Origin of the sequence: Mesorhizobium sp. LNJC391B00 (assembly GCF_000502535.1) — a bacterium.
Lineage (GTDB): Bacteria > Pseudomonadota > Alphaproteobacteria > Rhizobiales > Rhizobiaceae > Mesorhizobium.
The window spans coordinates 259934-285559 of the sequence record NZ_AYWI01000008.1 but is presented as its reverse complement, the minus strand read 5'-3'; the positions used below and the strand labels follow the sequence as shown (position 1 = coordinate 285559).

The window sequence follows — 25626 nt, the reverse complement described above, 5'->3', positions numbered from 1 at the left end:
TGTGAGGCTGCTTCAGCGCATGGCGGATCAGCGCCGGCTGCTGGTCGGGCGGAAAGGCAAGGTCGACGATCTCGACCTCAGAATCCTCGATCAGCTGTTCCGGTGTGTCGTGGACGGTCGCAATGCTCCAGCGCTTCGCCACCTTCTCGGCGCTGGTCTTGGTGCGCGAGGCGATGGCGACGACTGGGAAACCGGCCTGCGCATAGGCGGCAAGATGGCATTCGGCCATGATCATGCCGGCGCCGNGCGATGGCGACGACTGGGAAACCGGCCTGCGCATAGGCGGCAAGATGGCATTCGGCCATGATCATGCCGGCGCCGATGCAACCGATCCGGTATTCGCTGGTGCGAACCCTCACATCCGGCTCGAAACCCTGGCCTGCCATCCATTCCTCCCTTGGACGACAGGATATAACGCCATGGCCGGCCCATCAGCCAAGGTCCGCTCCATCAATTCCCATCAGAACCATGCCGGGGTGACGGTGCGAACTAGTTTGCGGCAATCAGCACGGTGCTTTCCGGCGACCAGCTGAGCATTACATTCTGGCCCTCGGCCAGCCGGTCACTGCCGGTATTCTGGACGATGACTTTCAACGTCTGGCCGGCACGCTCGACGAAATAGGTGCTGTTGTTGCCGGCGAAAATGCGCTTGGAGATCTGGCCCTTCAGAGCGTTGGCATTGGCCGCATCCGCAACCCCGGCATCGGTCGCGATGCGAATGCGTTCGGGACGCACGGCGCAGCTGGCCTTCGTACCGGCGGCAAGCCGATCACCCACCCCGGCGGCGATCGCCGTGCCGTCAGGCAGCCGGATGCCGTTGCCGGTCGCATCGCCGCGAAAAATGTTTGCGTCGCCAAGGAAGGTGGCGGCGAATTCGCTCTTCGGCCGGTCGTAGATTTCCTCCGGCGGCCCTTCCTGCACGAGCCTGCCGTCCCGCAATATGCCGATGCGGTCGCTCATCGTCAGCGCCTCTTCCTGGTCGTGGGTGACGAAGATGGTGGTGATGCCGATCTCGCGCTGGATGCGCTTCAGCTCGATCTGCATGTCGACGCGCAGCGCCTTGTCGAGCGCGCCGAGCGGCTCGTCGAGCAACAGCACGCGCGGCTTGGTGACGATGGCGCGCGCCAGCGCCACACGCTGGCGTTGGCCGCCGGAGAGCTGGTGCGGCCGGCGCTCGCCGAGCTTGCCGAGCTGAACCAGATCGAGCGCGCGCTGCACTTCGGTGGCGATCGTCGCTTTCGTTTCGCCGCGCACCGACAGGCCGAAGGCGACATTATCGGCGACGCTCATATTGGGAAACAGCGCATAGTTCTGGAACACCATGCCGATGCGCCGCTTTTCGACCGGCACCCGTTCGACGCTCTCGCCGCCAATGGCGATGCGGCCGGAGTCGGGAAAGTCGAAGCCGGCGATTTGCCTGAGCAGCGTGGTCTTGCCGCTGCCCGAGGGGCCAAGCAGCCCATAGAAACCGCCATCGGCGAAATCGATGGAGACGTGGTCCAGCGCCTTGTGCGCGCCAAAACTGCGGGAGACGTTCGATACCTGCACGCCGGCCATTATTTCTCTCCGCCGAATTTGAAGAAGCGCGCCGTGAACAGCATCAGCGCCATCGACACGACAATGATGATGGTCGAGACCGCGTTGATCTCGGGCGTGAACCCCTTGCGGATCGCGGCGTAGATTTCGACCGGCAGCGTCGTCTGCCCCGGCGTCGCCAGGAAGTAGGAGACGACAAACTGGTCGAACGACACGGCAAATGCGAACAAGCCGCCGGCAATGACGCCGGGCATGATCCACGGCAGCGTCACACGCGCGGTCACCTGCCACTGGTTGGCGCCGAGCGAGCGCGCCGCCTCTTCCAGCTCCGGTGCAAAAGTCTGCAGCCGGGCCGAGACGACGACGATGACATAGGGCAGCGCCAGCGCCACATGGCCGAGCAGGATGGCTAACAGGCCGCGGCCAATGCCGACGCCGAAGAAGAAGATCAGCATCGCCGTGCCGGTGATCAGCCACGGAATGGCGATCGGCGGAAACAGCAGCGCCTGCAGCAATTTCTTGCCGCGGAAGTCGTAGCGGAAGAGCGCCAGCGAAGCGGCCGAGCCAAGCACCACTGAGATGAGCGTGGTGATGACCGCGATCTCGAGGCTGTTCCAGGTCGCCGCGATCAGCTGGTCGTTCTGCCAGAGCGAGGCATACCATTCCGTCGTCCATTCGAACGGCAATTGGTAGAAGGGCGAGACGTTGAACGACATCAGCGCCATGATGATGATCGGCAGATAGAGGAAGACGAGCAGCAGTCCGATGTAGAAGCGGCCTAGTCCTTCGATTATGCGGGTCTTCATCATCAAGCAGCCCTCCGCAGCACCGGCGAGGCAACCGCCAGGATCACCAGCACCACCGCCAGCAGGATGAAGGAAAGCGCCGCCCCCAGCGGCCAGTTGAAGACGGCGACGAACTGGTCCTCGATCACCGTGCCATAGAACGTGCCGGTGCGGCCGCCGAGAATGCGCGGCTCCATGAACGAGCCGACGACCGGCACGAAGATCAGTGCCGCACCTGCCACCAGGCCGGGCATAGACAGCGGGATGATCACCCGCTTCAGCACCTGCAGCCGCGAGGCGCCCAGCGAACGTCCGGCCTCGATCAGCGAGTCGTCGATGGCCTGCAAAGTGAGGTAACAGGTCAGCACCATGTAGGGCACGTAGGAGTGCACCAGGCCGATGATGACTGCGGGGTAGGAATACATCAGGTCGATGTTGATATTGAACGGCAGCACGGCGTTGAGCGCCGTGTCGAGGATGCCGCCCTCGCGCAGCACCATCGCCCAGGAGAAGATGCGCACCAGCCCGTTCGACCAGAACGGCAGGATGACCAGCAGGAAGATCGCCTCGCGGCTGCGCCCCTTCAGCACCTTGGCCAACACATAGGCTGCGGGATAACCGATGACGACGCACCACAAAGTCACTTCGAGGCCGAGCCGCAGCGAAGCGAGCAGCAGCGTCAGGTACAGGCTCTGCGAGAAGAAGGCGGCGTAATTGCCAAGGGTCAAGGCCCACGGCTTTCCCGACAGCGGCAGGTCGGTCATGAAGGAGAAGAACACCATGGCCGAGAGCGGCAGGAAGATCGCCACCGTCAGCCAGAGATAGGCCGGCGCCAGCAGCGGCAGGGCCGATCTCAGCCCGCTGCGCGACGCGACCGCACCCTGTACCGCCATGATACCCTCCTCCCCAGGATTGAAGGGCCAGCCGGCGCCAACCGCCGGCTGGTCCGGACGTGAGCGTTACTTCACGTCGACTTTGAGCTGCTGCCACAGCGCCAGATAGGCCTCGCGCTGCGCGTCGGTGATCGGCGCCTGGAACTGGATGCGCTTGGCCACCTCGGGATCGCCCATCACCTTGCGGTTGAAGGAGTCTTCAGGCAGCGCTTCCACCGCCTTGGTGTTGGCCGACACCGGAGCGCCGACCTTGGTGACCCATTCGACATAGAATTTCGGATCGATCATCCAGTTGATGAAGGCCTGCGCACCTTCGACATTCTTCGAGCCCACCGGGATCGAGAACGCGTCGAGCCAGGCGACGGCGCCTTCCTGCGGAACGACCAGCGAGACCGGCAGCTTGAAGTGGGTCTTGGCGCGATCGGCCGAGCCGCTCCAATAGGTGCCGATGTCGATCTGGTTGGAGGCGACCATCTGGTTCCAGTCGTTCTCCGAACTCCAGAACGTCTTGATCTGCGGCATCAGCGAGGTCAGCTTCGCCTTGACCGCTTCCATATCCTTGATGTCGTTGATATTCTGACCGGTGGCGATGGCGCCGAACTGCACCGCTTCGACAGCGTCGTCGCGAATGACGACCCGGCCCTTATGCGCTGGGTCCCACATTTCGGCGATCGAGGTCGGTGGCTTGTCGAAGGACTTTTCGTTGATTGCCAGCGCCGTCAGGCCCCACACCCACGGCACGCCATAGACCTTGCCGTCATGGTCGAGCATCGGCGATTGCGCCTTGTCCTTGCTGATGTCGGCATAGTTCGGCAGCTTCGAGACATCGATCGGCTGGATCAGCTTTTCCGCCATCGCCTGATCGTTGAAGGCGGCGTTGATCATGACCACGTCATAGAGGCCCGGATTGGTGCGGATCTTGGTCAGCATTTCCTGTTCGGAATTGAAGAAGTCGTTGACGACCTTGTTGCTGGTCGCCTTTTCGAAGGCTTCGATCGCCCACGGCTCGTCAGCGCCGTAGCCCTTCCAGTTGAGCACATGCACTTCGGCGGCACTGGCGGCCAGCGTGAGCGCGGAGGTGATGACGGCGGTCGCCGTCAGCAGGGCAGTCAGTCTTGGCATGCGCATGTTCGTTCCTCTCTTGTTTGCCCGCTTGGCGGGTCAGGCTGTCTGATGGGCCTTCTGGTTCTGGCCCGGCTCGCCCGTGGCGGCCTGGCTCAGGAAAGTCTGGATCTCGCTGTCGGTCGGCGCCGATGAGCCGCCATGGCGGGTGACGGAAAGTGCTGCCGCCGCATTGGCATAGCGCGCCGCCTCGAAGGGATGCACGCCGCGCGAGAGTGCACTGACGAAACCGCCGATATGGGTGTCGCCGGCGCCATTGGTGTCGATGGCATCGACCTTGAAGCCGGCAATGGTCTGCGTCTCGCCATTGACCAACCTCACGAAACAGCCCTTGGCGCCGGCGCGGATAACGACGCCTTCGGCCTTTGGGCAGTGGTCGGCGAGCAGCCGGGCGGCGAGTGCCTCGACATCGCCTTGCCCAGCGATCTCGACCGCTTCCGTCATGTTGCAGCTCAGCCATGTCGTACGGGCAAGCACCCGCGAAAGGATGGGACGTGGGATATCCGCGATGACCGGCGTTGGATCGAAAACGAAGGGAATGTTTTCTGGCAGCGCCTCGATCCAGTCGGTCAGCGCGTCGCGGCTGCCGGAATAGCTCAGCGTATAGCCCGACGTGAACACCCAATCATCAGGCGCGACCACCACGGGCCTCATCATCTCGAGGCTGAGAAAGCTCTCCGCACCGGGCCACGACACGAAGGTGCGCTCGGCATCCCCGGAGATCATGGCGACGCAATTGCCGCTGTCCATGACCGGCGATGGCGACGTCAGCGTTATGATGCCTTCGGCCGCAAACGCGGCGCGCAAGAAATCGCCATTCGGTCCGCTGCCGAGCTGGCCGCCGAACACAACCGTCATGCCGGTGCGGCTGGCCGCGACCATCATGTTGAAGCCGCCGCCGGCGACCTGCGCAAAGCTCGACGCGGTCTTCTCGCAGCCCGGCGCCGGCAAGGCGTCGATGCGGTAGACATAGTCGACGACGGCGCTGCCGATATGGACCAGACGCCCACTCATGCCGCGGCATCCTTGCTGGCCTTTGCCTTGCGCGCCGCGACGAGGTCTTCGGCAAGCGAGCGCACCTCCCCCATATCTATGCCGACGAGCCCGGCAATGTGTTGTTGCGGCAGTTGCGAAAAGCCGACGCAGGCGCCGGCCATGCCTGAGGCAATCGCGCCGATCGTGTCGGTGTCGCCGCCGAGATTGGCGCTGATGATTGCCGCTTGCCAGGGATCGCCCTGCGCGACTTCAAGCACGGCGAAAGCTGCCGGCACGGACTCCTGGCTGGCCACACCGGTGCCGACGAGATCGGTGATGAGCCCGATCGCATCCCGCGTGGTCTTGCCGCGCACGAGCTCCTGCGCCCAGGCGATACGCGCGGCGATATCGCCACCAGTCACCCAATGTCCGAGCCTGGCGCCTCGCCGCGCGGCTGCTACCGCGCTGTCGGAAGCGGCACGCCAGTCGCCGCCGGCGACGCCACGGCTGACGGCGGCGGCGACGGCGGCAGCCGTGGCAATGGCGATCGAGGTGTTGTGCGTCGCGCGGCAGGTCTCCGCCACCTTGGCGATAAAAGCGTCGAGCGGTTCCAGCGGCATCATGATGCCGACCGGCGCGATGCGCATGGCCGCGCCATTGGTGTCGCCCCGGCTTCCCGCCTCTTCCGCCGGCACGCCGTCATTGATGGCGTCGATGGCGCGCTTGGTCGATGGTCCCAGCAGGTCATAGCTGCCGCGCGCCTTGACCTCGCGCTCCCAGTCGAGCAGTGCGTTCACCCAGCGCGCATGATCGAAGCGGTCGCCGGACTCGACGAGAATGCGACCAAGCAGCAGCGCCTGTTCGGTATCGTCGGTGATGGTGCCGGCAACGAGCCCCTTCGACACCGGATGATCGGCAAACGGCGCCACGAAATCCTCGACATGGCCGTATAGCTCGGCGATCCGCGCCGGCGACAGAAGCTGCGTCGGCATGCCGAGCGCATCGCCCAGCGCGCCCCCGACAAGCGCGCCCATGGCGCGATCGAGAATGGTGCTGTCTGGCATCGCTCAAAACCTCATATGCAGCGCGAAATGCGCCGGGTTGAGCAGGCTGGTTACATATTCGATCGGCCGGTCGTCGGCCGCACGCGTCAGCCGGCGTCCGCGCAGGAACGGCGTGCCTTGCGGGCAGCCGAGAATGGCGGCGTCTTCGGCATTCAGCATCTCGATGCCGACCCATTCCTCGCCATGGTCTGGGATGAGGCCGGCGCCGCGCAGCGTCTGGTGCAGCGAGCCTTCGCGCAGACCGCGCAGCGGCACGTCCTCCAGTTCGGGCGACAGCGGCAGGCGGCTGCGTTCGATGGAGATCGCATGGCCGTCGCTGGCATTGGTGCGCACCCGGTCGACGGCGATGAAGAACGGGCTTTCGATGCCAAGCAGCGCGGCAAGCTCGGCATCCTCGATCACTTCAAGCCGCAGCGTCCGCGTCTCGGCATTGGCGCCGGCATTGGCCAGCGCCCGCGACCAGCCAATGCTGTCATCGACCGGCTTGCCGTCGAAAGTGACGAAGGAGCCGATGCCGACCTTGGTCGTGATCAGCCCACGGCTGGACAACTCCTCGAGGCCCTTGCGGACCGTGTTGCGGCTGACGGAAAAGCGCTGGACGAGTTCGTTCTCGCTTTGCAGGCGGTCGCCGAAGCCAAGCACGCCGGAGCGGATCTCATGTTCGAGAACGGTGGCGATCTGCTCGGGCTTGCCCGTGCCGGGAGAAAGTTGAACCGCGCGCCGCTTCATATGGGTACCTGTTCAGTAAACCTGTATAGTCCTGTTCTATATTGGAGTTGAAGGGCGACGTCAACGATATATTTGGATTCACGCATTGTGCTCAGGTGCCCCGGGCATCGTTTGTTCGCATGGCGACGCTAACCGCGCAGGGCGTCCCGTCTCCGAGACAGAGCGGGGGCAGCGCTTCCCTCAGGCGATTAGCCTTGCGCTCACACGAAGAAAAATTCCTCAATCCGTTGCTTGGCCGTCCGCAGCGCTGGCAGGATATCCCGCTCCATCGCCTCGACGGAGAACCGCGCTGACTGCGTCGAGACGTTGATCGCCGCCACGGTGTTGCCGGCGCGGTCATAGATCGGCACCGCTATCGAGCGCAGGCCAAGTTCCAGCTCTTCATCGACGACGGCAAAGCCATCCGCCCTCGCCGCGTCGATGGCCTTGGCCAGCGCGGCGCGGCTGGTGATCGTCTTCGGCGTGCGCCGTTCGATCCTCGCCTCTGCAAGCAAGGCCTTCAGCTCATCCGCGCCCAGCCCCGCAAGCAGGACGCGCCCCATCGAGGTGCAATGCGCCGGCAGCCTGGTGCCGACATCGAGCGAAACGCTGAGGATGCGGCGGCCAGGAATGCGCGCGACATAGACGACTTCCTCGCCCGACAGCACCGCCGCGTTACAGGCCTCGTCGAATTGGCCCGCGACGTCGCGCATGATGGATGCCGCGAATGTCCACAGCGAGGCGCCGCCGAGCCAAGAGCGCACGATGGCGAGCAGGCGCGGCGACAGCGAAAACTGCCGGCCGGATTGCGTGGCATAGCCGGTGGCGGTCAGCGTCAGCAGGAAGCGACGCGCGCCGGCGCGGGTCAGCCCCGCCTCCTCCGCCATTTCGGTCAGCGTCATCCCGGCCGGATGCCGGGCCAGTATCTCCATGACTGCAAGGCCGCGCTCCAGCGAGCCGACATGGTCGCGCGTCTTTGTCTTGTCCTCCATGCGGCCTCCGCAAGACAATGCGCCGCCTTGACTCGTCTCGGCGGCGCGATGTAAAAATATCTCATACAAAACAAATGTTCGCAATACGAACTGTTTGAACTTCGGAGTTCTTGGCGATGGTCAATTTCCTGCCGCTCAAACAGGCCGTGGCTGAGAACCTGCATGATGGCGATACGGTCGCCTTCGAAGGCTTCACGCATCTGATCCCGACGGCGGCGGCGCATGAGGCCATCCGCCAGGGCTTTCGCGACCTGACGCTCATCCGCATGACCCCCGACCTGATCTACGACCAGATGATCGGCATGGGCATGGCCAAGAAGATCATCTTCTCCTATGTCGGCAATCCCGGCGTCGGCCTGCTGCGCCGCGCCCGCGACGCCATCGAGAACGGCTTTCCCCGGGCGATCGAGATCGAGGAACATAGCCATGCCGGCATGGCCAACGCCTACGAGGCGGGCGCGTCCGGCCTGCCCTGCGCGATTTTTCGCGGCTACCGCGGCGCCGGCCTGGCGGCGGTCAATCCGAACATCAAGTCGGTCACCTGCCCCTTCACCGGCGAAGTGCTGGCCGCTGTTCCCTCAATCCGCCCCGACGTGACCTTCATCCACGCCCAGAAGGCCGACAAAAAAGGCAATGTGCTGGTCGAAGGCATTATCGGCATCCAGAAGGAAGCGGTGCTCGCGGCCAAGCGCGCCGTGGTGACGGTAGAGGAAGTCGTCGACAATTTCGACGACCTGCATCCCAACCTCACCGTGCTGCCGCGCTGGACCATCGCTGCGATCTCGGTGGTATCAGGCGGTTCGCATCCCTCCTACACGCACGGCTATTATGTGCGCGACAATGCCGCCTATCTCGAATGGGACGACATCGCCGCCGACCGTGAAAGATTCCAGGCCTGGGTGCAGGCCAATGTCCTCGAGCGCACCGCGGACGATTTCGCCGGCCGCGTAAAGCATCTGAGGAGCGCGGCATGAGCGGCTTTACTCCCAATGAGATGATGACGATTGCCGCCAGCCGAGCCCTGAAAAACGACGATGTCTGCTTCGTCGGCATCGGCGCGCCGTCGGCCGCCTGCAACGTCGCGCGGCTGACGCATGCGCCCGACATCACGCTGATCTATGAAAGCGGCACCATCGGCACCGCGCCCGATGTTTTGCCGCTGTCGATCGGTGACGGCGAACTTTGCGGCACCGCCGTCACGACCGTCTCGGTGCCGGAGATGTTTCGTTACTGGCTGCAGGGCGGCCGCATTTCGATCGGTTTCCTCGGTGCCGCCCAGCTCGACAAGTTCGGCAACATCAACACCACTATCATCGGCGACTATGCGCGTCCCAAGACCCGCCTGCCCGGCGGCGGCGGCGCGCCGGAGATCGCCACCTCGTCGAAGGAGATCTACATCACGATGGCGCAGTCCAAGCGCGGCATGGTCGAGAAGATCGACTTCTTCACCTCCTTCGGCCATGGCGACGGCGGCAATCATCGCCAGCGCCTCGGCATCGACACATCAGGGCCGACGCTGCTGATCACCGACCTTGCCATCTGGAAGCCCGATCCGGTGAGCAAGGAATTCACCGTGGTGTCGCTGCATCCCGGCGTGACTCGGCTTGAGGTGCAGGACAGCTGCGGCTGGATCGTAAAGTTCGCCGACGCGCTTGACGAAACGCCGGCGCCGACGGAACTCGAGCTGACGACATTGCGTGACCTGCAGGCCCGCACCAAGGCGGCGCATGAGGGAAGCGGAAAAGAAAAGGCCGCATGACATGACCGAGGCATTCATCTGCGATTACATCCGCACCCCGATCGGCCGTTTCGGCGGCTCGCTGTCGTCGGTGCGGGCCGACGATCTTGGCGCCATCCCGCTGAAGGCGCTGGTCGAGCGCAATGCCGGCATCGACTGGCAGGCTGTCGACGACGTCGTCTATGGCTGCGCCAATCAGGCCGGCGAGGACAACCGCAATGTAGCCCGCATGTCGCTGCTCTTGGCCGGGTTGCCCAAGGAAGTTTCGGGCGCGACCGTCAATCGCCTGTGCGGCTCCGGCATGGACGCGCTCACCATTGCCGCCCGCGCCATCAAGGCGGGCGAAGCCGAGTTGATGATCGCCGGCGGCGTCGAATCGATGAGCCGCGCGCCCTTCGTCATACCCAAGGCCGAGACCGCCTTTTCACGCCATGCCGAGATCCATGACACCACCATCGGCTGGCGCTTCATCAACCCGCTGATGAAGAAACAATATGGCGTCGATTCCATGCCGGAGACCGGCGAGAACGTCGCCGAGGACTTCCAGGTGTCGCGCGCCGACCAGGATGCGTTTGCCGTGCGCAGCCAGGACAAGGCCGTCGTAGCACAGGCCAATGGCCGGCTGGCGAAGGAGATCACCCCGGTGACGATCCCGCAGAAAAAGGGCGATGCGATTATCGTATCGAAGGATGAGCATCCGCGCGCCGGTACCACGGTCGAGTCGCTGGCCAAATTGCCGACGCCGTTCCGCCAGGGCGGCACCGTCACCGCCGGCAACGCGTCCGGCGTCAATGACGGCGCGGCGGCGCTGATCATCGCCTCCGAAGCGGCTGTGAAAAAATACGGCCTGACGCCAATCGCCCGCGTTCTCGGCGGCGCTGCTGCCGGCGTGGCGCCGCGCATCATGGGCATCGGCCCTGCCCCGGCGACACAAAAGCTCTGCGCCCGCCTCGGCCTGACGCCGCAGCAATTCGATGTCATCGAGCTCAACGAAGCCTTCGCCTCCCAAGGCATCGCCGTGCTCCGCCAACTCGGCATCGCCGAGGATGCGGAGCACGTCAACCCCAATGGCGGCGCCATCGCGCTTGGCCATCCCTTGGGCATGTCGGGCGCGCGCATTGCAGGCACGGCAGCGCTGGAACTGCGCGAACGCAACGTCGGCTATGCGCTCGCCACCATGTGCATCGGCGTCGGCCAGGGCATCGCGGTGGCGCTCGAACGGGTTTGATGGCTTCAGCCAATCAATACGGCAGTCCGACATAATTCTCCGCCAGGGCGGCCGACGCTGCCTGCGAATGCACGAGATAGTCGAGCTCGGCTTCCTGGATGCGCTGGCCGAACTCGCCCGTATCGGGAAAGCGGTGCAGCATCGTCGTCATCCACCAGGAGAAGCGCACCGCCTTCCACACTCTGGCCAGCGCCTTGGCTGAATAGGCCTCGAGCCCGCTTGGTGATTTGTCCAGATAGAATTCGCGAAGCCCGGCAAAGAGATAGCGCACGTCGCTGGCGGCAAGGTTGAGCCCCTTGGCGCCCGTCGGCGGCACGATATGGGCGGCGTCGCCGACCAGGAACAGCCGGCCGAAGCGCATCGGCTCGGCGACGAAGGAGCGCAGCGGCGCGATCGATTTTTCGAAGGACGGGCCGGTAACGACGGCGGCTGCGGTCTGTTCCGGCAGGCGACTGCGCAACTCGTCCCAGAAGCGACCGTCGCTCCAGGCGTCGACCTGTTCGTCAGCCGGGACCTGGACATAGTAGCGGCTGCGATGCGTCGACCGCATCGAGCACAGCGCAAAGCCCCGCTCATGGTTGGCGTAGACCAGTTCGTGGTCGGCCGGCGGCACTTCGGCCAGCACGCCGAGCCAGCCGAAAGGATAGGTCCGCTCGAAGGTTTTCAGCGCCCGCCCAGGCGCCGATTTGCGGCTGACGCCGTGATAGCCGTCGCATCCGGCGATGAAGTCGCAGTCGATGCGATGGCCGACGCCGTCCTTCCCGTAGGTGACGTAAGGCGCTTCGCCATCGAAACTATGCAGCGCGACGTTGGCCGCCTCATAGACGGTGGTCAGCCCGGCCGCCTCGCGCTTGTCCATCAGATCGTGCGTCACTTCGGTCTGACCATAGACGGTGACATGCTTGCCGCCGGTCAGTGCCGTGAGGTCGAGCCGGTGCAGGCCGCCGCCGAACGCAAGCGAGATGCCGGCATGCAGCAGGCCCTCGGCATGCAGCCTTACAGCCGCGCCCGCCTCTTCGAGCAACTCGACGGTGCCTTGTTCGAGCACCCCTGCCCGCACCCGGCCAAGCACATGCTCCCGGCTCGAACGTTCGAGGATCACCGTCTCGACGCCAATGGTGCCGAGAAGCTGGCCAAGCAGCAGCCCGGACGGTCCGGAGCCGACAATGACAATCCGGGTGCGCATCAGTGTCCCAGGCTTTCGATCTGTCCGGCGAGTTCGGCGGCGAGCCGTAGCGCAGCCGCGGTCGCTATAGCCATTTGCGGCAAGAGCAGCCATTCCAGCGTCCAGGCAGCACCGGAGCGCTCCTGCTCATGCACCAGCGCCTGGTGCATGCCGGAAAGCTGGGTGGCGTTGAAGCGCGCCAGCGTCACCAGCACTTCCGCCTTCACCGGGTTCTGCTTGTGCGGCATGGCCGATGAACCGCCGCCGCCGGACAGCTTGATGTCGGTTCCACCTTGCGCCATCAACGCAACGTCCTGGCCGAATTTGCCGAGGCTGCCGGTGACAAGCGATAGCAGCCCGGCGAATTCGGCCAGCGCATCCCGCTGGCTGTGCCATTGCGGCGCGTCGCCAAGGCCGAGCTTTGCGGCAAGGGCTGCGCGCACCGCAGGCCCCTTGTCGCCGAGCTTCTCCAGCGTGCCCGCAGCGCCGCCGAACTGCACCACGAGCAGGCGCCCGGATTGTTCCGACAGTCTCTGCTGATGCCGTTGCAGCGGCGTGCGCCACACCGCCACGCGGTCCGACGCCTGAATTGGGATCGCCGGCTGCATGCGCGTCATCGCTGTCAATGCACGGCTGCCAAAACGTTCTTCCAGCCTCACCAGCCGCAGAATGTTTTCAGTCAGCAGCAGGTCGAGATGTTCAATGAGCCGGCGCAGCCGAAGCACCAGGCCAGTGTCGATGACGTCCTGGCTGGTTGCGCCGAAATGCACGCCGGCGTCGTGCGGCGCGCCGACCGCTGCCTTCAACTGGCGCACCAGTTCGGGCACGATCACGCCATCCTTCGCCACACCGGCCCGCAGCCGCGCGGTGTCCGGCTTGTATGACAACAGGACAGGTATAATCGCCGCGGCGGCATCCGTGCCGATAATCCCGCTTTCGGCTTCCGCTTGCGCCAGCGCGCGCTCGAAATCGAGCATGGCGGCGATTTCCCCATCCACCGAAAAATGCCGAGCCGCCTCCTCGTCGCCAAGCAGGCCGGAAAGCAGCGGATGGTCGAAGGGCGATACGGTCATGTGCTGGTTTCCTCCGTCAGCTGTCGAAGAAGACCGTTTCCTTCTCCCCCTGGAGATGGACGTCGAAAATATAGTCGTCGCCTTGCCGCTCGGCGATCAGCGTCGGCACGCGCACCTTGTGCTCGATGCGGGCCAGGATCGGATCCTCGGCATTGGCCTTGGCCTCGTCGGAGAAATAGAGCCGCGTGTGGAGGCCGATATTGATGCCGCGGGCGACGATCCACAGGCTGATATGCGGCGCCATCAGCCGGCCGTCGCCATACGGCACGCGTCCCGGCTTGATCGTCTGAAAACTGCACAGGCCGGTTTCCATGTCGGTCGGCTGACGGCCCCAGCCCTGAAAATCCGGATCGGCATCGCCGCGCAATTCGGCCGGCGAATTGTAGAAGCCATTGGCATCCGCTTGCCAGATCTCGATCAACGCATCCCTGAGCGGCGTGCCGGTGCCGTCGAGCACGCGAATGCGCAAACCGATGCGGTCGCCCTTGGCGTTGTCGTTGAGCATCGTGGCGCCCAGGTCTGTCGGGTAGACGCCGCCGATACCGCCGAAATTCGGCGTCAGCCCGATATGCACGTAGGGCCCGGCGGTCTGCGACGGGCTCTCCTTCAGCCGGGTCAGCGATTGCGCCATCAATTGCCCTCCGGACGGTTTTCGAACAGCGAGGCGCGGCGTCCGCGCAACACGATGTCGAACTTGTAGGCGCGCGCGTCGAACGGGATCGTCGCCTGCATGTCGAGCGCGGCGACCAGCGTCTCAATCGCCGCCTTGTCGCGGATACCGCGCACGATCGGGCACCGCCAGATCAGCGGGTCGCCCTCGAAATACATCTGGGTGATCAGCCGCTGTGCGAAGCCGTGGCCGAACACCGAGAAATGGATGTGCGACGGCCGCCAGTCATTGGGCCCGTTCGGCCAGGGATAGGGACCTGGCTTCACCGTGCGAAAGGCATAGCCGCCGTCGGCATCGGTGATGGTGCGGCCGCAGCCGCCGAAATTCGGATCGAGCGGCGCCAGATAGCCGTCCTTCTTGTGGCGGTAGCGGCCGCCCGCATTGGCCTGCCAGAATTCGAGCAGCGCGCCGGAGACGCCCTGGCCGCGCTCGTCGAGCACGCGGCCATAGACGATGATACGCTCGCCGATGGCGCTCTCGCCGGACTTTGCAAAATTGTGGATCAGGTCATTGTCGAGTTCGCCCAGCACGGCGTGGCCGAACACCGGACCGGTGATCTCCGACGCCGTGTTGTCGAAGGCCAGCAGCGCCTTTTGCGGCGAGCGCAGCACCGAAGTCTTGTAGTCGGGCGTCAGCGCCGGCGGGTGCCAGCCGCGGTCGCGCTGGAAGAAGGCGCCGGTCTCGGGCCTGCGGTTCGAGCCGGCATCAGCTGGCATGGCCAGCCCTGCTTCCGTCCATTTCCGAAAACACCTCCTTGGCGATCCTGAAGGCGCGGTTGGCCGCCGGCACGCCGGCATAGATCGCGACATGCAGGAACGCTTCGCAGATATCGTCGCGCGACGCACCGGTGTTGGCGGTGGCGCGCACATGCATGGCGACCTCTTCATCATGGCCAAGGGCGGCCAGCAGTGCCAGCGTCACGATCGAGCGTTCGCGCCTGCTGAAGCCCGGACGCGCCCACACAGTGCCCCATGCTGCCTCGGTGATCAGCTCCTGGAACGGCCGGTCGAAATCGGTGACGGCATCCTCGCTGCGATCGACATGAGGGTCGCCGAGCACCGAGCGCCTGACGGTCAGCCCGGTTCGGTATCTGGTTTCGTTTTTGGGCAGTTCATCCATGGGTCTGCTTTCTCAGGGGAAGCGCCGCGACGAAATCGCGGATCAGGGTGGTCAGCGCCTCGGGCTGTTCGACGCAAGGGATGTGCGCGGCGTCACGAATGATTTCGAAATGTGCGCCTGGGATCAGATCGGCCAGCCAGCGGACGAGATCCGGCGGCGTCGAGCCGTCCTGGTCGCCAACGACGCAAAGCGTGGGCACCGCGATCGCCTGCGCAGCCTCGGTAAAATCGGCATCGCGCACCGCGGCGCAGGTGCCGACATAGCCGGCGACGGCTTGCCGGGTCATCATGTTCCAGTAGCCGTCGAGCTCGGCGACACGGTCCGCGTGGAAGGCAGGCGTAAACCACATTTTGAGCACGGCATCGGCGATGGCCTGGATGCCTTTGCTTTCGACCGTTTCGATGCGGGTGTTCCAGCTGTCGGCCGTGCCGATCTTGTGGGCGGTGTCGCACAGGATGAGGCCGTCGACGATTTCGGGGCGCCGGGCATAAAACCCTTGCGCAATCAGGCCGCCCACCGACAGGCCGCACAGCACCGCATTGTTCAGTTCGAAATGATCGATCAGGCCCGACAGATCATCGACATGCTCGTCGATCGAGCTGACGCCACCAATGTCGGACAGGCCATGGCCGCGCTTGTCGTAGACCAACACAGGCATTTCGCCACCCAGTTCGGACAACACCTCGTCCCAGATGCGGAAGTCGGTGCCCAGCGAATTGATGAACACGATCGGCCGCGCATTTCCCTTCGCCTTGATATGGCGATGGTGCAGCGTGATGCCGCCAATGTTGACGAATGGCACGATTTCGATCCTCCGTGTTCACATTGCACAAGGCATTTGGTTTGGTAAAATGATATTTTACGCCGTTTCATTAACTGCTAGGTTATGAGAACATGTCCGAAAGCCGCATAAGGTTCCGTCACCTGCAGGCATTCCTTGAGGTAGCGCGGCAAGGCAGCGTGGCGAGGGCGGCCGACTTTCTCCATGTCAGCCCACCGGCCGTGACCAAGACGTTGCGCGAATTGGAGGAGGCGCTTGGCATCGCTGTCGTCGAACGCGACGGCCGCGGCATCAGGGTGACGCGGCTTGGCGAAATCTTTCTCGGCCATGCCGGCACGGCGATCACGGCACTGAAGCGCGGCGTCGATTCCGTCCGCCAGGACGGCGCCATCAACCGGCATCCGATCCGCATCGGCGCGCTCCCGACAGTGTCGGCCAAGGTGATGCCACGCGCCATAAGCCTGTTCCTGAGTGAAAATACCGGTGCTGCGATCAAGATCGTCACCGGCGAGAACGCGGTCCTGCTGGAACAGTTGCGCGTCGGTGCGCTCGATCTCGTCGTCGGCCGGCTTGCGGCGCCGGAAAACATGACCGGCTTCTTCTTCGAGCATCTCTATTCCGAACCGGTGCTGTTCGTGGTGAGGGCCGGCCATCCGCTGCTGCAGCCGGGCCAGGACATCTTCGCCCGGCTCGATGAATTCCCGGTGCTGATGCCGACGCGGGAGTCGGTCATCCGCCCGTTCGTCGACCGCCTGTTCATCACCAACGGCATGACGGCGCCTGCGACCGAGATCGAGACCGTCTCGGATTCCTTCGGCCGTGCCTTCCTGCGCCAAAGCAATGCGGTCTGGATCATATCGACAGGCGTCGTCGCCAACGAACTCTCCAGCGGCGCCTTCGTCGCCTTGCCCGTCAACACCGAGGAAACCAAAGGGCCCGTCGGCCTGACGATGCGGACCGACACTGCGCCTTCGCCGGCCTTCACCATCCTGCTGCAGACCATTCGCGAGGCGGCCAGCCAGAACGCCTGAGCACCTTTCGCCAATCTGGCGCAGAGCGGGCCTTCAGCCGTATTTCCATAACCTGTTGGTTAACGAAACACCGCAAAATATCATTTTACCAAACCAAACACCTAGGGCACTGTGACGATGGGAGGATCGAAATCGTGCCGTTATCGGCATTGGCGGCGTTCCGCTGCCGCCTCAAGGCATGCCGGGGCGATCTCCGATCTTAAGAACGGGCGGCATCGATTTTGAGCAGGCCGGCGGTGACCTCCAGGTGCCGTCAGGAAAGGGAGGAATACCAGCATGACCTCAAGCAAATCCGGCGTCTCGCGGCGCCAGTTCATCGCCACATCGCTCGCCGGCGGCGCGGCACTTGCGCTCAGCCGCGGCCAGGCATTCGCGCAGGCCGCCGACACGCTGAAGGTCGGCTTTGTCAGCCCGCGCACCGGGCCGCTCGCCGGCTTCGGCCAGACCGACGGCTATGTGCTCGATCTCGCCCGCAAGGCGCTCGCCAACGGCCTCGACATCGGCGGCAAGAAATACAGTGTCGAGATCATCGACCAGGACACGCAATCCGACCCGTCGCGCGCCGGCCAGCTCGCCAAGGACCTCATCAACAACCAGGCCGTCGACCTGATGCTGGCGGTGTCGACGCCGGAGGTGATCAACCCGGTCGCCGACGCCTGCGAAGCCGCCGGCGTGCCTTGCCTCTCCACCGTCATGCCGTGGGAGGCCTGGTATTTCGGCCGCGGCGCCAAGCCCGGCGAACCCTCGCCGTTCAAATGGACCTATCATTTCGGCTTCGGCGTCGACGAGTTCTTCCGGACCTACATCTCGCAATGGAGCCTGATCGAGACCAACAAGAAGGTCGGCGTCATGTATCCCAACGACGCCGACGGCAATGCCATCCGCACCCATCTGGCGCCGTTGCTGGCAAAGCAGGGTTTCACCATCGTCGATCCCGGCGCCTACGAGACCGGCACCACCGACTATTCCTCGCAGATCGCGCTGTTCAAGCAGGAAGGCGTCGAGATCTTCAACTCCTTCCCGATCCCGCCGGACTTCGCCGCCTTCTGGCGTCAGGCTGCACAGCAAGGCCTGATCAAGCAGATCAAGATCTGCCAGGTCGCCAAGACCGGATTGTTCCCGTCCGACATCGAGGCGCTGGGCGATCTCGGCAACAAGATTTCGAGCGCCGCTTACTGGCACAAGGCCTTTCCCTACAAGTCGCCGCTGACCGGCGTTTCGGGGACCGAACTGGCCGACGGTTATGAGGCCGCCAGCGGCAAGCAGTGGACGCAGCAGCTCGGCGCCTCGATGTCGCTGCTCGACGCCGGCTTCGAGGCGCTGAAGGCAAGCACCGACGCCAAGGACAAGGCGGCCGTCGCCAAGGCGCTGAGCACGCTCAACACCGAGACCATGATCGGCAAGGTCGACTTCACCAGCGGCCCGGTCGCCAATGTCTCTCCCGGCCCGATCATCGGCACCCAATGGGTGGCGGCCAAGGAAGGCGGCAAATTCCCGCTCGACTACGTCGTGACCGAGAACGCCACCGACCCGAAGGTTCCGGTCGAGGCCAAGCTCCAGCCGTATAAAAGCTGACGGTCGGTTACGGGGATCGCATCGTGAACGGTTCAGCAAACGCCGCGATCCTCCGCGCTGCCGGCATCCAGAAACGCTTCGGCGCGCTGGTGGTGCTCGACGATGTCGACTTCGCCATGAATGCCGATGAGGCCGTCGGCATCGTCGGTCCGAACGGCGCCGGCAAGACGACGCTGCTCAGCATCTTATCAGGCGCCTTCCCGCCGAGCGCCGGCACGGTCGCCTTCAAGGGTGGCGATGTGACCGCGATGCCGGCTACAGCGCGCTGTCGTCTCGGCCTGGTGCGCACGCACCAGGTGCCCAAGCCGTTCAGCGGCATGACCACGTTCGAGAACGTTTTTGTTGCCGCGTCGCATGGCGCCGGTCTCGCCCGCGACGAGGCCTATGAAGAGGCGCTGGAGTCGCTGAAACTGTGCGGCATGATGGGCGTGGCCAACCGGCGCGCCGAAACGCTCGGCCTGCTCGACCGCAAGCGGCTGGAACTTGCCCGCGCGCTCGCGGCAAGGCCTACGCTGCTTCTGCTCGACGAGATCGGCGGCGGACTGACCGATGGCGAGGCGAGCGAACTTGTCGATACCATCAAGGAATTGCGCCGCCGCAAGATCGGCATCGTCTGGATCGAGCACATCGTCCACATCCTGCTGCAGGTGGCCGAGCGGCTGATCTGCATGGACGCCGGCAAGATCATCGCCGACGGCGAGCCGCAAGCGGTGATGGCCGACCCCGAAGTCGTGCGGGCCTATCTCGGCGGAGGCCCGAAATGAGCCTGCTCGCAATCGAGAATCTGGTCGTCCGCCACGGCCTGTTGCAGGCGGTGCGCGGCGTGAACTTCTCGATCGAGCGCGGCGAAACGCTGGCGCTGGTCGGCGCCAACGGCGCCGGCAAGACGACCCTGCTGCGGGCGATCGCCGGCGCGCACCAGCCGACGGCCGGCCGCGTGCTGCTGAATCGTGCCGATATCACCGGCGTTCCCTCGCACAAGCGCGTCGGCATGGGCGTCGCGCTGGTGCCGGAAGGGCGAAAACTGTTCGTGCAGATGACGGTCGAGGAGAACCTCCTGCTTGGCAAGACCGCCGGCCGTCCCGGCGACTGGAGCGTGGAACGAGTGCTCGACACGTTCCCCAATCTGAAGCCGCGCCGCCATGCCAAGACCGGGCATCTCTCCGGTGGCGAGCAGCAGGCCACCGCCATCGGCCGCGCTTTGATGAGCAATCCCGAACTGCTGCTGCTCGACGAGGTCTCGCTCGGCCTGTCGCCGCTGGTGGTCGATCGCGTATACGCTTCGCTGCAAGGCCTGATCAGCTCCGGCACGACGATAATCCTGGTCGAACAGGACCTCAATCGCGCGCTCTCGGTCTCGGACAAGGTCATCTGCATGCTCGAAGGACGCGTCGCGCTGGAAGGCCCGAGCAAGGGCATGTCCCGCGATGAAGTGACGAAAGCCTATTTCGGTCTGCACAGAAAAAGCGCCGGGAGTGTGCCGGCATGAGCAACCAGATCGTCCAGGGCATCCTGCTCGGCGGCTACTACGCGCTGATCGCCTGCGGCCTCTCCTTCATGTTTTCGGTGATGCGCATCATCAACCTCGCACATGGAAGCCTGGCCGTGTTTTCCGCCTATGCGCTGTGGTGGCTCGCCTCGCAATTCCATATCTCGCCCTTCGTCGGCCTGCTCATCGTGCTGCCGCTGATGGCGGCCATCGGCTGGGCGCTGCAGCGCTTCCTGCTCGAGCGCAGCGCCCGCGGCGGCGCGCTCCTGCCGATCCTGACCACGTTCGGCCTCGCCATCGTCATCGACAATGCGCTGTTCGAGCAGTTCGGCGCCGACACACGTTCGCTGGCGCCCTATATCGGCAGCCTCTCCTACGATTCCTGGGAATGGCCGGGCAGCATCTATGTCGGCAAGCTTGCCGTGATCATGTTCGCCGCCGCCGTCATCTTGCTTGGCGGACTGCAGCTGTTCCTCACCAACACCAGGCTTGGCCGCTCGATCCGCGCCACGTCGGAAGATCCCGACACGGCCGGTCTCGTCGGCGTCGATGCGTGCCGTGCCAATGCCCTCGCCGCCGCCATCGCCATGGTCACCGTTGGGCTAGCCGGCGCCTTCCTCGCCATGCGCGCCACCTTCGATCCCTACACCGGCGCGCCGCAATTGCTGTTCGCTTTCGAGGCGGCGGTGATCGGCGGCGCCGGTTCGCTGTGGGGCACGCTGGTCGGCGGCATCGTGCTGGCGCTCGCCCAGACGCTCGGCGCGCAGATCCATCCGCAAGGTTTTCTGATCGGCGGCCATGTCGCCTTCCTGATCGTGCTGTTCACCCGGCTCTCCACCTCCGGCCTCGGCCTGCGCGGCCTGCTGCGCCTGCCCGCGAGGAAAGCATCATGAGCGCGGTTTTAAACGCCCCCGTCATCGAGCGCGGCACACCCGCCTCGCGCATCTCGGCGATTGCGGTTGTCGTCATCATCGCGCTGCTCGCTGTTGCGCCGCATTTCCTGTCGGCCGGCGCCGTCGACCGCATGACCGCCTTGTTCATCTATGTGATGCTGGCGGCGATGTGGAATGCGCTGGCCGGCTTCGGCGGGCTGGTTTCGGTGGGACAGCAAGTGTTCTTCGGCCTCGGCGCCTATTTCACTATCCGCCTGGCCGATGCAGGCCTCAACCCGTTCGCTTCTCTGTTTGTCTCGGCGATCATCGTCGGCGCGATCTCCTGGCCAATGTCGCTGTTCATGCTGAAGCTGAAGAACGGCGAGTTCGCCATCGGCATGTGGGTGATCGCGGCGCTCACCCATCTCCTGGTCAATCTCGACCGGCTGGTGCAAGGCGAGACCGGGACGTCGCTGATCTCGCTCAACGTCTATGACGCCGGCGTCAGGCGGGCGACGATCTACTGGCTGGCGATGGCCGCGATGACGGCGCTGCTCGCCACCCTGTTTAGCCTGCTGCGTGGCAGCACGGGTGCGGCCATCCGCGCCATCAGGGACAATGAGGAGGCCGCGGCATCGGTCGGCGTGCGCGTCACCGGAACCAAGCGGCTGCTCTTCGTGCTCGCCGCCTTCGGCATCGGCATGGCCGGCGCGCTGTGGTTGGCCACGTCGATCACCTTCCAGCCGAAAACCTACTTCAACGTCCAGTGGACCGCCTACATGATCTTCATGGTCCTGGTCGGCGGCATCGGCACCTTCGAGGGCGCCATTCTGGGTGCGCTGCTGTTCTTCCTCATCGAGACCTGGTTCGGCGGCACCGGCGTCTGGTATCTGATCGGTCTCGGCGCCACGGCGGTGCTGTTCTCGCTCTTCCTGCCGCGCGGCCTGTGGGGAACGCTGGAGGAGCGCTTTGGCCTGCGCCTGCTACCGGTCGGCTATCGCGTCAGGCTGCCGGCAAACGCCGGCGATAGCGACGCCACGCCTTCGCCGCAACAGACCGCAACACACAGTGAAAAGGCGTGACCATGCTGTTCGGCAAGACCATCCTCATCACCGGTGTCGCCTCTGGTATCGGCGCTCGCACGGCCGAACTTGCCGGCCAACTGGGCGCTGACGTGATCGGCGTCGACGTGCGTGAACCGGCAGCATCGGCCGGCAGTTTCGTCAAGGCTGACATCTCATCCAAGGCCGGCGTCGACGATCTCCTCGGGCGCCTGCCGCAGCGCATCGATGCGCTCTGCAATGTCGCCGGCCTCCCCGGCAACACCGGTGCGGTGTCGACACTGGCCGTCAACTTCTACGGCCTGCGCGCGCTCTCGGAAGGCCTCGCACCCAGACTTCGTGAAGGCGGCGCCGTGGTCAACGTCGCCTCGATCGCCGGCTATGGCTGGCGCGCCAATCTCAACCGCGCGGCATCGATGGTCGGCATCGAAGGCTTTCCCGATGTGGCGGAGGTGGTCGCCGACCATCAGGTGAAGAACGAGGAAGGCTATTCCGTTTCCAAGGAGCTGCTGCTGTTGTGGACGCAGAGCGCCGCGCATCAGGACCTGTTCAGGAGCCGCGGCATCCGCGTCAATGCAGTGAGCCCCGGCCCGGTCGAGACGCCGATCCTCAAACAGTTCCGCAATGTGCTGGGCGACGCCCGCGTCGATAGCGACATCGCCCGTGTCGGCCGCGCCGGCACATCGGGCGACATCGCGCCTGTCGTGCTGTTCCTGTGCTCGGACGGCGCACGCTGGGTCAACGGCGCCAATGTGCCGGTTGACGGTGGGCTTGAAGCATCGATCAATGCCGAGGTGCTCGGCTTCTAGACCATCATCCCGAAAAGTGGGAGCCGATGTTCGGATAAGATCGTGGTCAATATAGAAAAGACGCTCCACGGCGAGCGAGGGAGAGAACAATGGACATCGGACTTCTGATCGACGGCGATAAAAGGGATGCCTCCGGCTCAGCCTCTTACGAGCGCATGGACCCGTTCACCGGCAAGCTGGCGACCCGCGCTGCCGCAGCCAGCATCGCCGACGCCAATGCCGCGGTCGAAGCCGCTGCTGCCGCTTTCAAGACGTGGTCGAAGACCGGTCCGGGCGAGCGCCGCGCTTTGCTGTCCAAGGCGGCCGATGTCATGGACTCCAAGGTCGGCGAATTCACCAAATTGATGATGGAAGAAACCGGCGCGACCGGCCCCTGGGCCGGCTTCAACGTCATGCTCGCCGCCAAAATGCTGCGCGAGGCAGCCGCCATGACGACGCAGATTTCGGGCGAGGTCATTCCCTCCGACAAGCCCGGCACGCTGGCCATGGCGATCCGCCAGCCGGCCGGCGTCTGCCTCGGCATCGCGCCGTGGAATGCACCGGTCATCCTCGGAACCCGTGCCATCGCCATGCCGATCGCCTGCGGCAACACGGTTGTGCTGAAAGCCTCCGAAATGTGCCCAGGCACACACCGGCTGATCGGCCAGGTGCTGGTCGAGGCCGGCCTGCCCAAGGGCGTCATCAATGTCGTCACCAATGATCCCAAGGACGCAGCGACAATCGTCGAGGCACTGGTCGCGCACCCTGCAGTCAGGCGTGTCAACTTCACCGGCTCGACCAAGGTCGGCAGGATCATTGCCGAACTCGCCGGCCGTCACTTGAAGCCGGCGCTGCTCGAACTCGGCGGCAAGGCGCCGCTGGTCGTGCTCGACGATGCCGACATCGACGCCGCGGTCAATGCCGCGACCTTCGGCGCCTACATGCATCAGGGCCAGATCTGCATGTCGACCGAGCGTCTGGTCGTCGATGAAAAGGTCGCCGACGAATTCGTCGCCAAGCTCGCCGCCCGCGCCGCGCATCTGCCTGCCGGCGACCCGCGCGGCCATGTCGTGCTCGGTTCGCTGATCAGCGACCAAGCCGCCGACAAGATGGAAGAACTGGTTGCCGACGCCGTCGCCAAGGGCGCCAGGCTTGTGGCCGGCGGCAAGCGCACCGGAACCGTGGTCGAGGCGACATTGCTCGACCACGTGACGCCGGCGATGCGCGTCTATTCGGAAGAATCCTTCGGCCCGGTCAAGCCGGTGATCCGCGTCAAGGGCGAGGACGAAGCGGTACGTGTCGCCAACGATACCGAATACGGCCTGTCTTCAGCCGTGTTCAGCCGCGACATCCGCCGTGCCATGGCGGTCGCCGCGCGCATCGAAGCCGGTATCTGCCACATCAACGGCCCGACCGTCGGCGATGAGGCGCAAATGCCGTTCGGCGGCGTCAAGGGTTCAGGCTACGGCCGCTTCGGCGGCAAGGCCTCGATCGCCGAGTTCACCGACCTGCGCTGGCTAACCATCGAGGATCCGGGGCAGCACTATCCGTTTTGACTGCACCTTCTCCCACAGGGGGAGAAGGAAAGGAGCCCTCAGGGCCGTTGCCTGGCGAGCCAACGGATTCCCGCATCAAAACCCGGCAAGGCTCGAGCCGCGCGATCGGCGGCCCCTCCCGGAGTTGTAAATCGTTTGATGGTGGGTATTTTACCCCTCAAGCACATGCCGCCGGAAAGCGGCAAGTGGTTTTGGGACTACCACAAGTGCAAAGCAAAATACGCGATGCGGATCGCGCCGGGGAGGAATCGTCATGCCAAACAAGGCCTTGCCGCTGGTCATCAGCGCGCCGGAACCACGCACGCTCGACCTGATCTTCACCCCACCGCAGCTGGCGCGCCTCAAGGCGCATTACCGCGTCGTCGAGACGACGGCCGAGGGCGTGGCGAACTTGCCCGCCGACGTGCTGGCCGAAGCCCGCTATATTATCGGCCAGCCGCCGATCTCGCCCGAGACTTTGGACCAGATGCAGGCGCTGCGTTGCGTCTTCAATGTCGAGACCAACCTCATCAACAACATGCCCTATGAGACGCTGTTTGCGCGCGGCATCCATGTCGTCACCACCGGCCTCGTCTTCGCCGAGCCGGTGGCCGAGCTTGGCCTCGCCATGGCGCTCAACCTTGCCCGAAATATTGTCGATGCCGACCTCGCTTTCCGCAAAGGCGAGGAGCTGTGGGGCGGCGATGGCAATTTGACGGCGCGGCTTCTGTCCGGCGCCGATGTCGGCATCATCGGCTTCGGCGATCTGGGCCGTGCGCTGAACCGGCTGCTGTCGGGCTTTCGTACCCGCACCAAGGTCTTCGATCCCTGGCTGCCGCCATCGATCCTGATCGACAATGGCGTCGAACCGGCCTCGCTCGACGAGGTGCTGTCGACCAGTGACTTCGTCTTCGTCGTCGCTTCGGTGACCTCGGAGAACCAGGGTTTTCTCGGCACCGATGCTTTTGCCAGCATGCGCAAGGGCGCCGCCTTCATCCTGCTCAGCCGCGCCGGCGTCGTCGATTTTCCGGCCTTGATGGCGGCGGTGAAGAGTGGTCACATCCTTGCCGCCAGCGATGTCTTCCCCGAAGAGCCGCTGGCGGCGGACCATCCGGTCCGTGCGATCCCCGGCTTCCTGCGCTCCGCCCACCGCGCCGGCGCGCTCGACATCGCCTTCAAGCGCATGGGCGACATGGTTCTGGAAGACATGGACCTGATCGACCGCGGCCTGCCGCCGCTGCGCTCCAAGCGCGCCGAGCGCGAGACCGTGTCAAGGATGCGTTCGAAGCCGGCGGACAGGAACTAGTTATCGCGATAAATCCGTCTGAAATGGATTTCGGAGTTGGCCAAGCCGCGTTGTCATCGTCGCTCAGGATGACCGCAAGCGCGGGAACCTTTGCACGGCGATACCCCGCCAGGCCTGGCC

The 25626-nt window shown here is 64.6% G+C and carries 26 protein-coding genes and 1 pseudogene; 12 read left to right on the top strand and 15 right to left on the bottom strand.

Translation table 11 applies throughout. The annotated features are described in order from the left end of the window. The 9 genes and pseudogenes from X750_RS0133325 to X750_RS144185 form a co-directional block, all read right to left on the bottom strand. A pseudogene (locus X750_RS0133325) lies at positions 1–386 on the bottom strand (Gfo/Idh/MocA family oxidoreductase); the annotation flags it as partial. Positions 387–489: 103 nt separating this feature from the next. Beyond that, a complete protein-coding gene (locus tag X750_RS144150; protein WP_023712103.1) occupies positions 490–1557 on the bottom strand; it encodes an ABC transporter ATP-binding protein in 1068 nt (355 codons plus the stop codon). Then, positions 1557–2345 (bottom strand): ABC transporter permease, encoded by a 789-nt coding sequence (locus X750_RS144155; RefSeq protein WP_031243168.1) that lies wholly within the window; start codon positions 2343–2345, stop codon positions 1557–1559. Before X750_RS144155 ends, X750_RS144150 begins: the two co-directional genes overlap by 1 nt. Further along, positions 2345–3214, bottom strand: a complete 870-nt coding sequence (locus tag X750_RS144160) for an ABC transporter permease (RefSeq protein WP_023712105.1) — start codon at positions 3212–3214, stop codon at positions 2345–2347. Before X750_RS144160 ends, X750_RS144155 begins: the two co-directional genes overlap by 1 nt. 66 nt (positions 3215–3280) lie before the next feature. Then, on the bottom strand, positions 3281–4342 hold the full coding sequence (locus X750_RS144165; protein ID WP_023668165.1) for an ABC transporter substrate-binding protein: 1062 nt from the start codon (positions 4340–4342) through the stop codon (positions 3281–3283). 33 nt (positions 4343–4375) lie between these two features. Beyond that, a complete protein-coding gene (locus X750_RS144170) occupies positions 4376–5350 on the bottom strand; it encodes a PfkB family carbohydrate kinase (RefSeq protein ID WP_023714831.1) in 975 nt (324 codons plus the stop codon). Further along, entirely contained in the window at positions 5347–6375 is a 1029-nt protein-coding gene (locus tag X750_RS144175) for an ADP-ribosylglycohydrolase family protein (protein ID WP_023748117.1), read from the bottom strand. Before X750_RS144175 ends, X750_RS144170 begins: the two co-directional genes overlap by 4 nt. Before the next feature lie 3 nt (positions 6376–6378). Continuing rightward, the gene (locus X750_RS144180; protein WP_023748116.1) at positions 6379–7104 is read right to left on the bottom strand and encodes a GntR family transcriptional regulator; all 726 of its coding nucleotides are present in this window, start codon (positions 7102–7104) and stop codon (positions 6379–6381) included. 200 nt (positions 7105–7304) lie between these two features. After that, positions 7305–8075 (bottom strand): IclR family transcriptional regulator C-terminal domain-containing protein, encoded by a 771-nt coding sequence (locus X750_RS144185; protein ID WP_023748115.1) that lies wholly within the window; start codon positions 8073–8075, stop codon positions 7305–7307. A gap of 116 nt (positions 8076–8191) precedes the next feature. Between X750_RS144185 and X750_RS144190 the strand changes: the two genes are divergently transcribed. The 3 genes from X750_RS144190 to pcaF are packed head-to-tail and all read left to right on the top strand — an operon-like array spanning position 8192 to position 11041. Continuing rightward, positions 8192–9049, top strand: a complete 858-nt coding sequence (locus X750_RS144190) for a CoA transferase subunit A (protein WP_023748114.1) — start codon at positions 8192–8194, stop codon at positions 9047–9049. After that, positions 9046–9834, top strand: a complete 789-nt coding sequence (locus X750_RS144195) for a CoA-transferase subunit beta (protein ID WP_023748113.1) — start codon at positions 9046–9048, stop codon at positions 9832–9834. Before X750_RS144190 ends, X750_RS144195 begins: the two co-directional genes overlap by 4 nt. Position 9835: 1 nt before the next feature. After that, positions 9836–11041, top strand: coding sequence for a 3-oxoadipyl-CoA thiolase (gene pcaF / locus X750_RS144200; RefSeq protein WP_023748112.1), 1206 nt, complete (start codon positions 9836–9838; stop codon positions 11039–11041). A gap of 13 nt (positions 11042–11054) precedes the next feature. Here pcaF and pobA read toward each other — a convergent pair whose 3' ends face one another. The 6 genes from pobA to pcaD are packed head-to-tail and all read right to left on the bottom strand — an operon-like array spanning position 11055 to position 15870. Beyond that, the gene (gene pobA, locus X750_RS144205) at positions 11055–12227 is read right to left on the bottom strand and encodes a 4-hydroxybenzoate 3-monooxygenase (protein WP_023748111.1); all 1173 of its coding nucleotides are present in this window, start codon (positions 12225–12227) and stop codon (positions 11055–11057) included. Then, complete coding sequence (locus X750_RS144210) at positions 12227–13279, bottom strand: 3-carboxy-cis,cis-muconate cycloisomerase (RefSeq protein WP_023702149.1); 1053 nt, start codon at positions 13277–13279, stop codon at positions 12227–12229. The genes pobA and X750_RS144210 overlap by 1 nt, the downstream gene beginning before the upstream one ends. 16 nt (positions 13280–13295) lie before the next feature. Then, a complete protein-coding gene (gene pcaG / locus X750_RS144215; RefSeq protein WP_023668155.1) occupies positions 13296–13910 on the bottom strand; it encodes a protocatechuate 3,4-dioxygenase subunit alpha in 615 nt (204 codons plus the stop codon). Then, positions 13910–14665 carry a protocatechuate 3,4-dioxygenase subunit beta gene (gene pcaH, locus X750_RS144220; RefSeq protein ID WP_023704676.1) on the bottom strand — a complete coding sequence of 252 codons (756 nt, stop codon included), beginning with the start codon at positions 14663–14665 and terminating at the stop codon, positions 13910–13912. The genes pcaG and pcaH overlap by 1 nt, the downstream gene beginning before the upstream one ends. After that, positions 14655–15068 carry a 4-carboxymuconolactone decarboxylase gene (pcaC, locus tag X750_RS144225; protein ID WP_023668153.1) on the bottom strand — a complete coding sequence of 138 codons (414 nt, stop codon included), beginning with the start codon at positions 15066–15068 and terminating at the stop codon, positions 14655–14657. Before pcaC ends, pcaH begins: the two co-directional genes overlap by 11 nt. Further along, positions 15061–15870 carry a 3-oxoadipate enol-lactonase gene (gene pcaD / locus X750_RS144230; protein WP_023712113.1) on the bottom strand — a complete coding sequence of 270 codons (810 nt, stop codon included), beginning with the start codon at positions 15868–15870 and terminating at the stop codon, positions 15061–15063. The genes pcaC and pcaD overlap by 8 nt, the downstream gene beginning before the upstream one ends. A gap of 92 nt (positions 15871–15962) precedes the next feature. Here pcaD and pcaQ point away from each other — a divergent pair, with 92 nt between their 5' ends. The 9 genes from pcaQ to X750_RS144275 all read left to right on the top strand — a co-directional run bounded on the left by pcaQ (position 15963) and on the right by X750_RS144275 (position 25506). Then, a complete protein-coding gene (gene pcaQ, locus X750_RS144235) occupies positions 15963–16880 on the top strand; it encodes a pca operon transcription factor PcaQ (RefSeq protein WP_023685275.1) in 918 nt (305 codons plus the stop codon). Between the two features lie 276 nt (positions 16881–17156). Then, the gene (locus X750_RS144240; protein WP_023748110.1) at positions 17157–18455 is read left to right on the top strand and encodes an ABC transporter substrate-binding protein; all 1299 of its coding nucleotides are present in this window, start codon (positions 17157–17159) and stop codon (positions 18453–18455) included. Positions 18456–18475: 20 nt separating this feature from the next. Continuing rightward, on the top strand, positions 18476–19219 hold the full coding sequence (locus X750_RS144245; protein WP_031195784.1) for an ABC transporter ATP-binding protein: 744 nt from the start codon (positions 18476–18478) through the stop codon (positions 19217–19219). Continuing rightward, positions 19216–19944 (top strand): ABC transporter ATP-binding protein, encoded by a 729-nt coding sequence (locus X750_RS144250; RefSeq protein ID WP_023736026.1) that lies wholly within the window; start codon positions 19216–19218, stop codon positions 19942–19944. The genes X750_RS144245 and X750_RS144250 overlap by 4 nt, the downstream gene beginning before the upstream one ends. Continuing rightward, on the top strand, positions 19941–20837 hold the full coding sequence (locus X750_RS144255; RefSeq protein ID WP_023748109.1) for a branched-chain amino acid ABC transporter permease: 897 nt from the start codon (positions 19941–19943) through the stop codon (positions 20835–20837). Before X750_RS144250 ends, X750_RS144255 begins: the two co-directional genes overlap by 4 nt. Then, a complete protein-coding gene (locus X750_RS144260) occupies positions 20834–21898 on the top strand; it encodes a branched-chain amino acid ABC transporter permease (RefSeq protein ID WP_023748108.1) in 1065 nt (354 codons plus the stop codon). The genes X750_RS144255 and X750_RS144260 overlap by 4 nt, the downstream gene beginning before the upstream one ends. 2 nt (positions 21899–21900) lie before the next feature. Then, positions 21901–22686: a coniferyl-alcohol dehydrogenase gene (locus X750_RS144265; protein WP_023704671.1), complete on the top strand. Its 786-nt coding sequence runs from the start codon at positions 21901–21903 to the stop codon at positions 22684–22686. 89 nt (positions 22687–22775) lie between these two features. Then, positions 22776–24221, top strand: coding sequence for an aldehyde dehydrogenase (locus X750_RS144270; RefSeq protein WP_023748107.1), 1446 nt, complete (start codon positions 22776–22778; stop codon positions 24219–24221). A gap of 253 nt (positions 24222–24474) precedes the next feature. Beyond that, positions 24475–25506, top strand: a complete 1032-nt coding sequence (locus X750_RS144275; protein ID WP_023733166.1) for a hydroxyacid dehydrogenase — start codon at positions 24475–24477, stop codon at positions 25504–25506. Positions 25507–25626 lie beyond the last annotated feature (120 nt).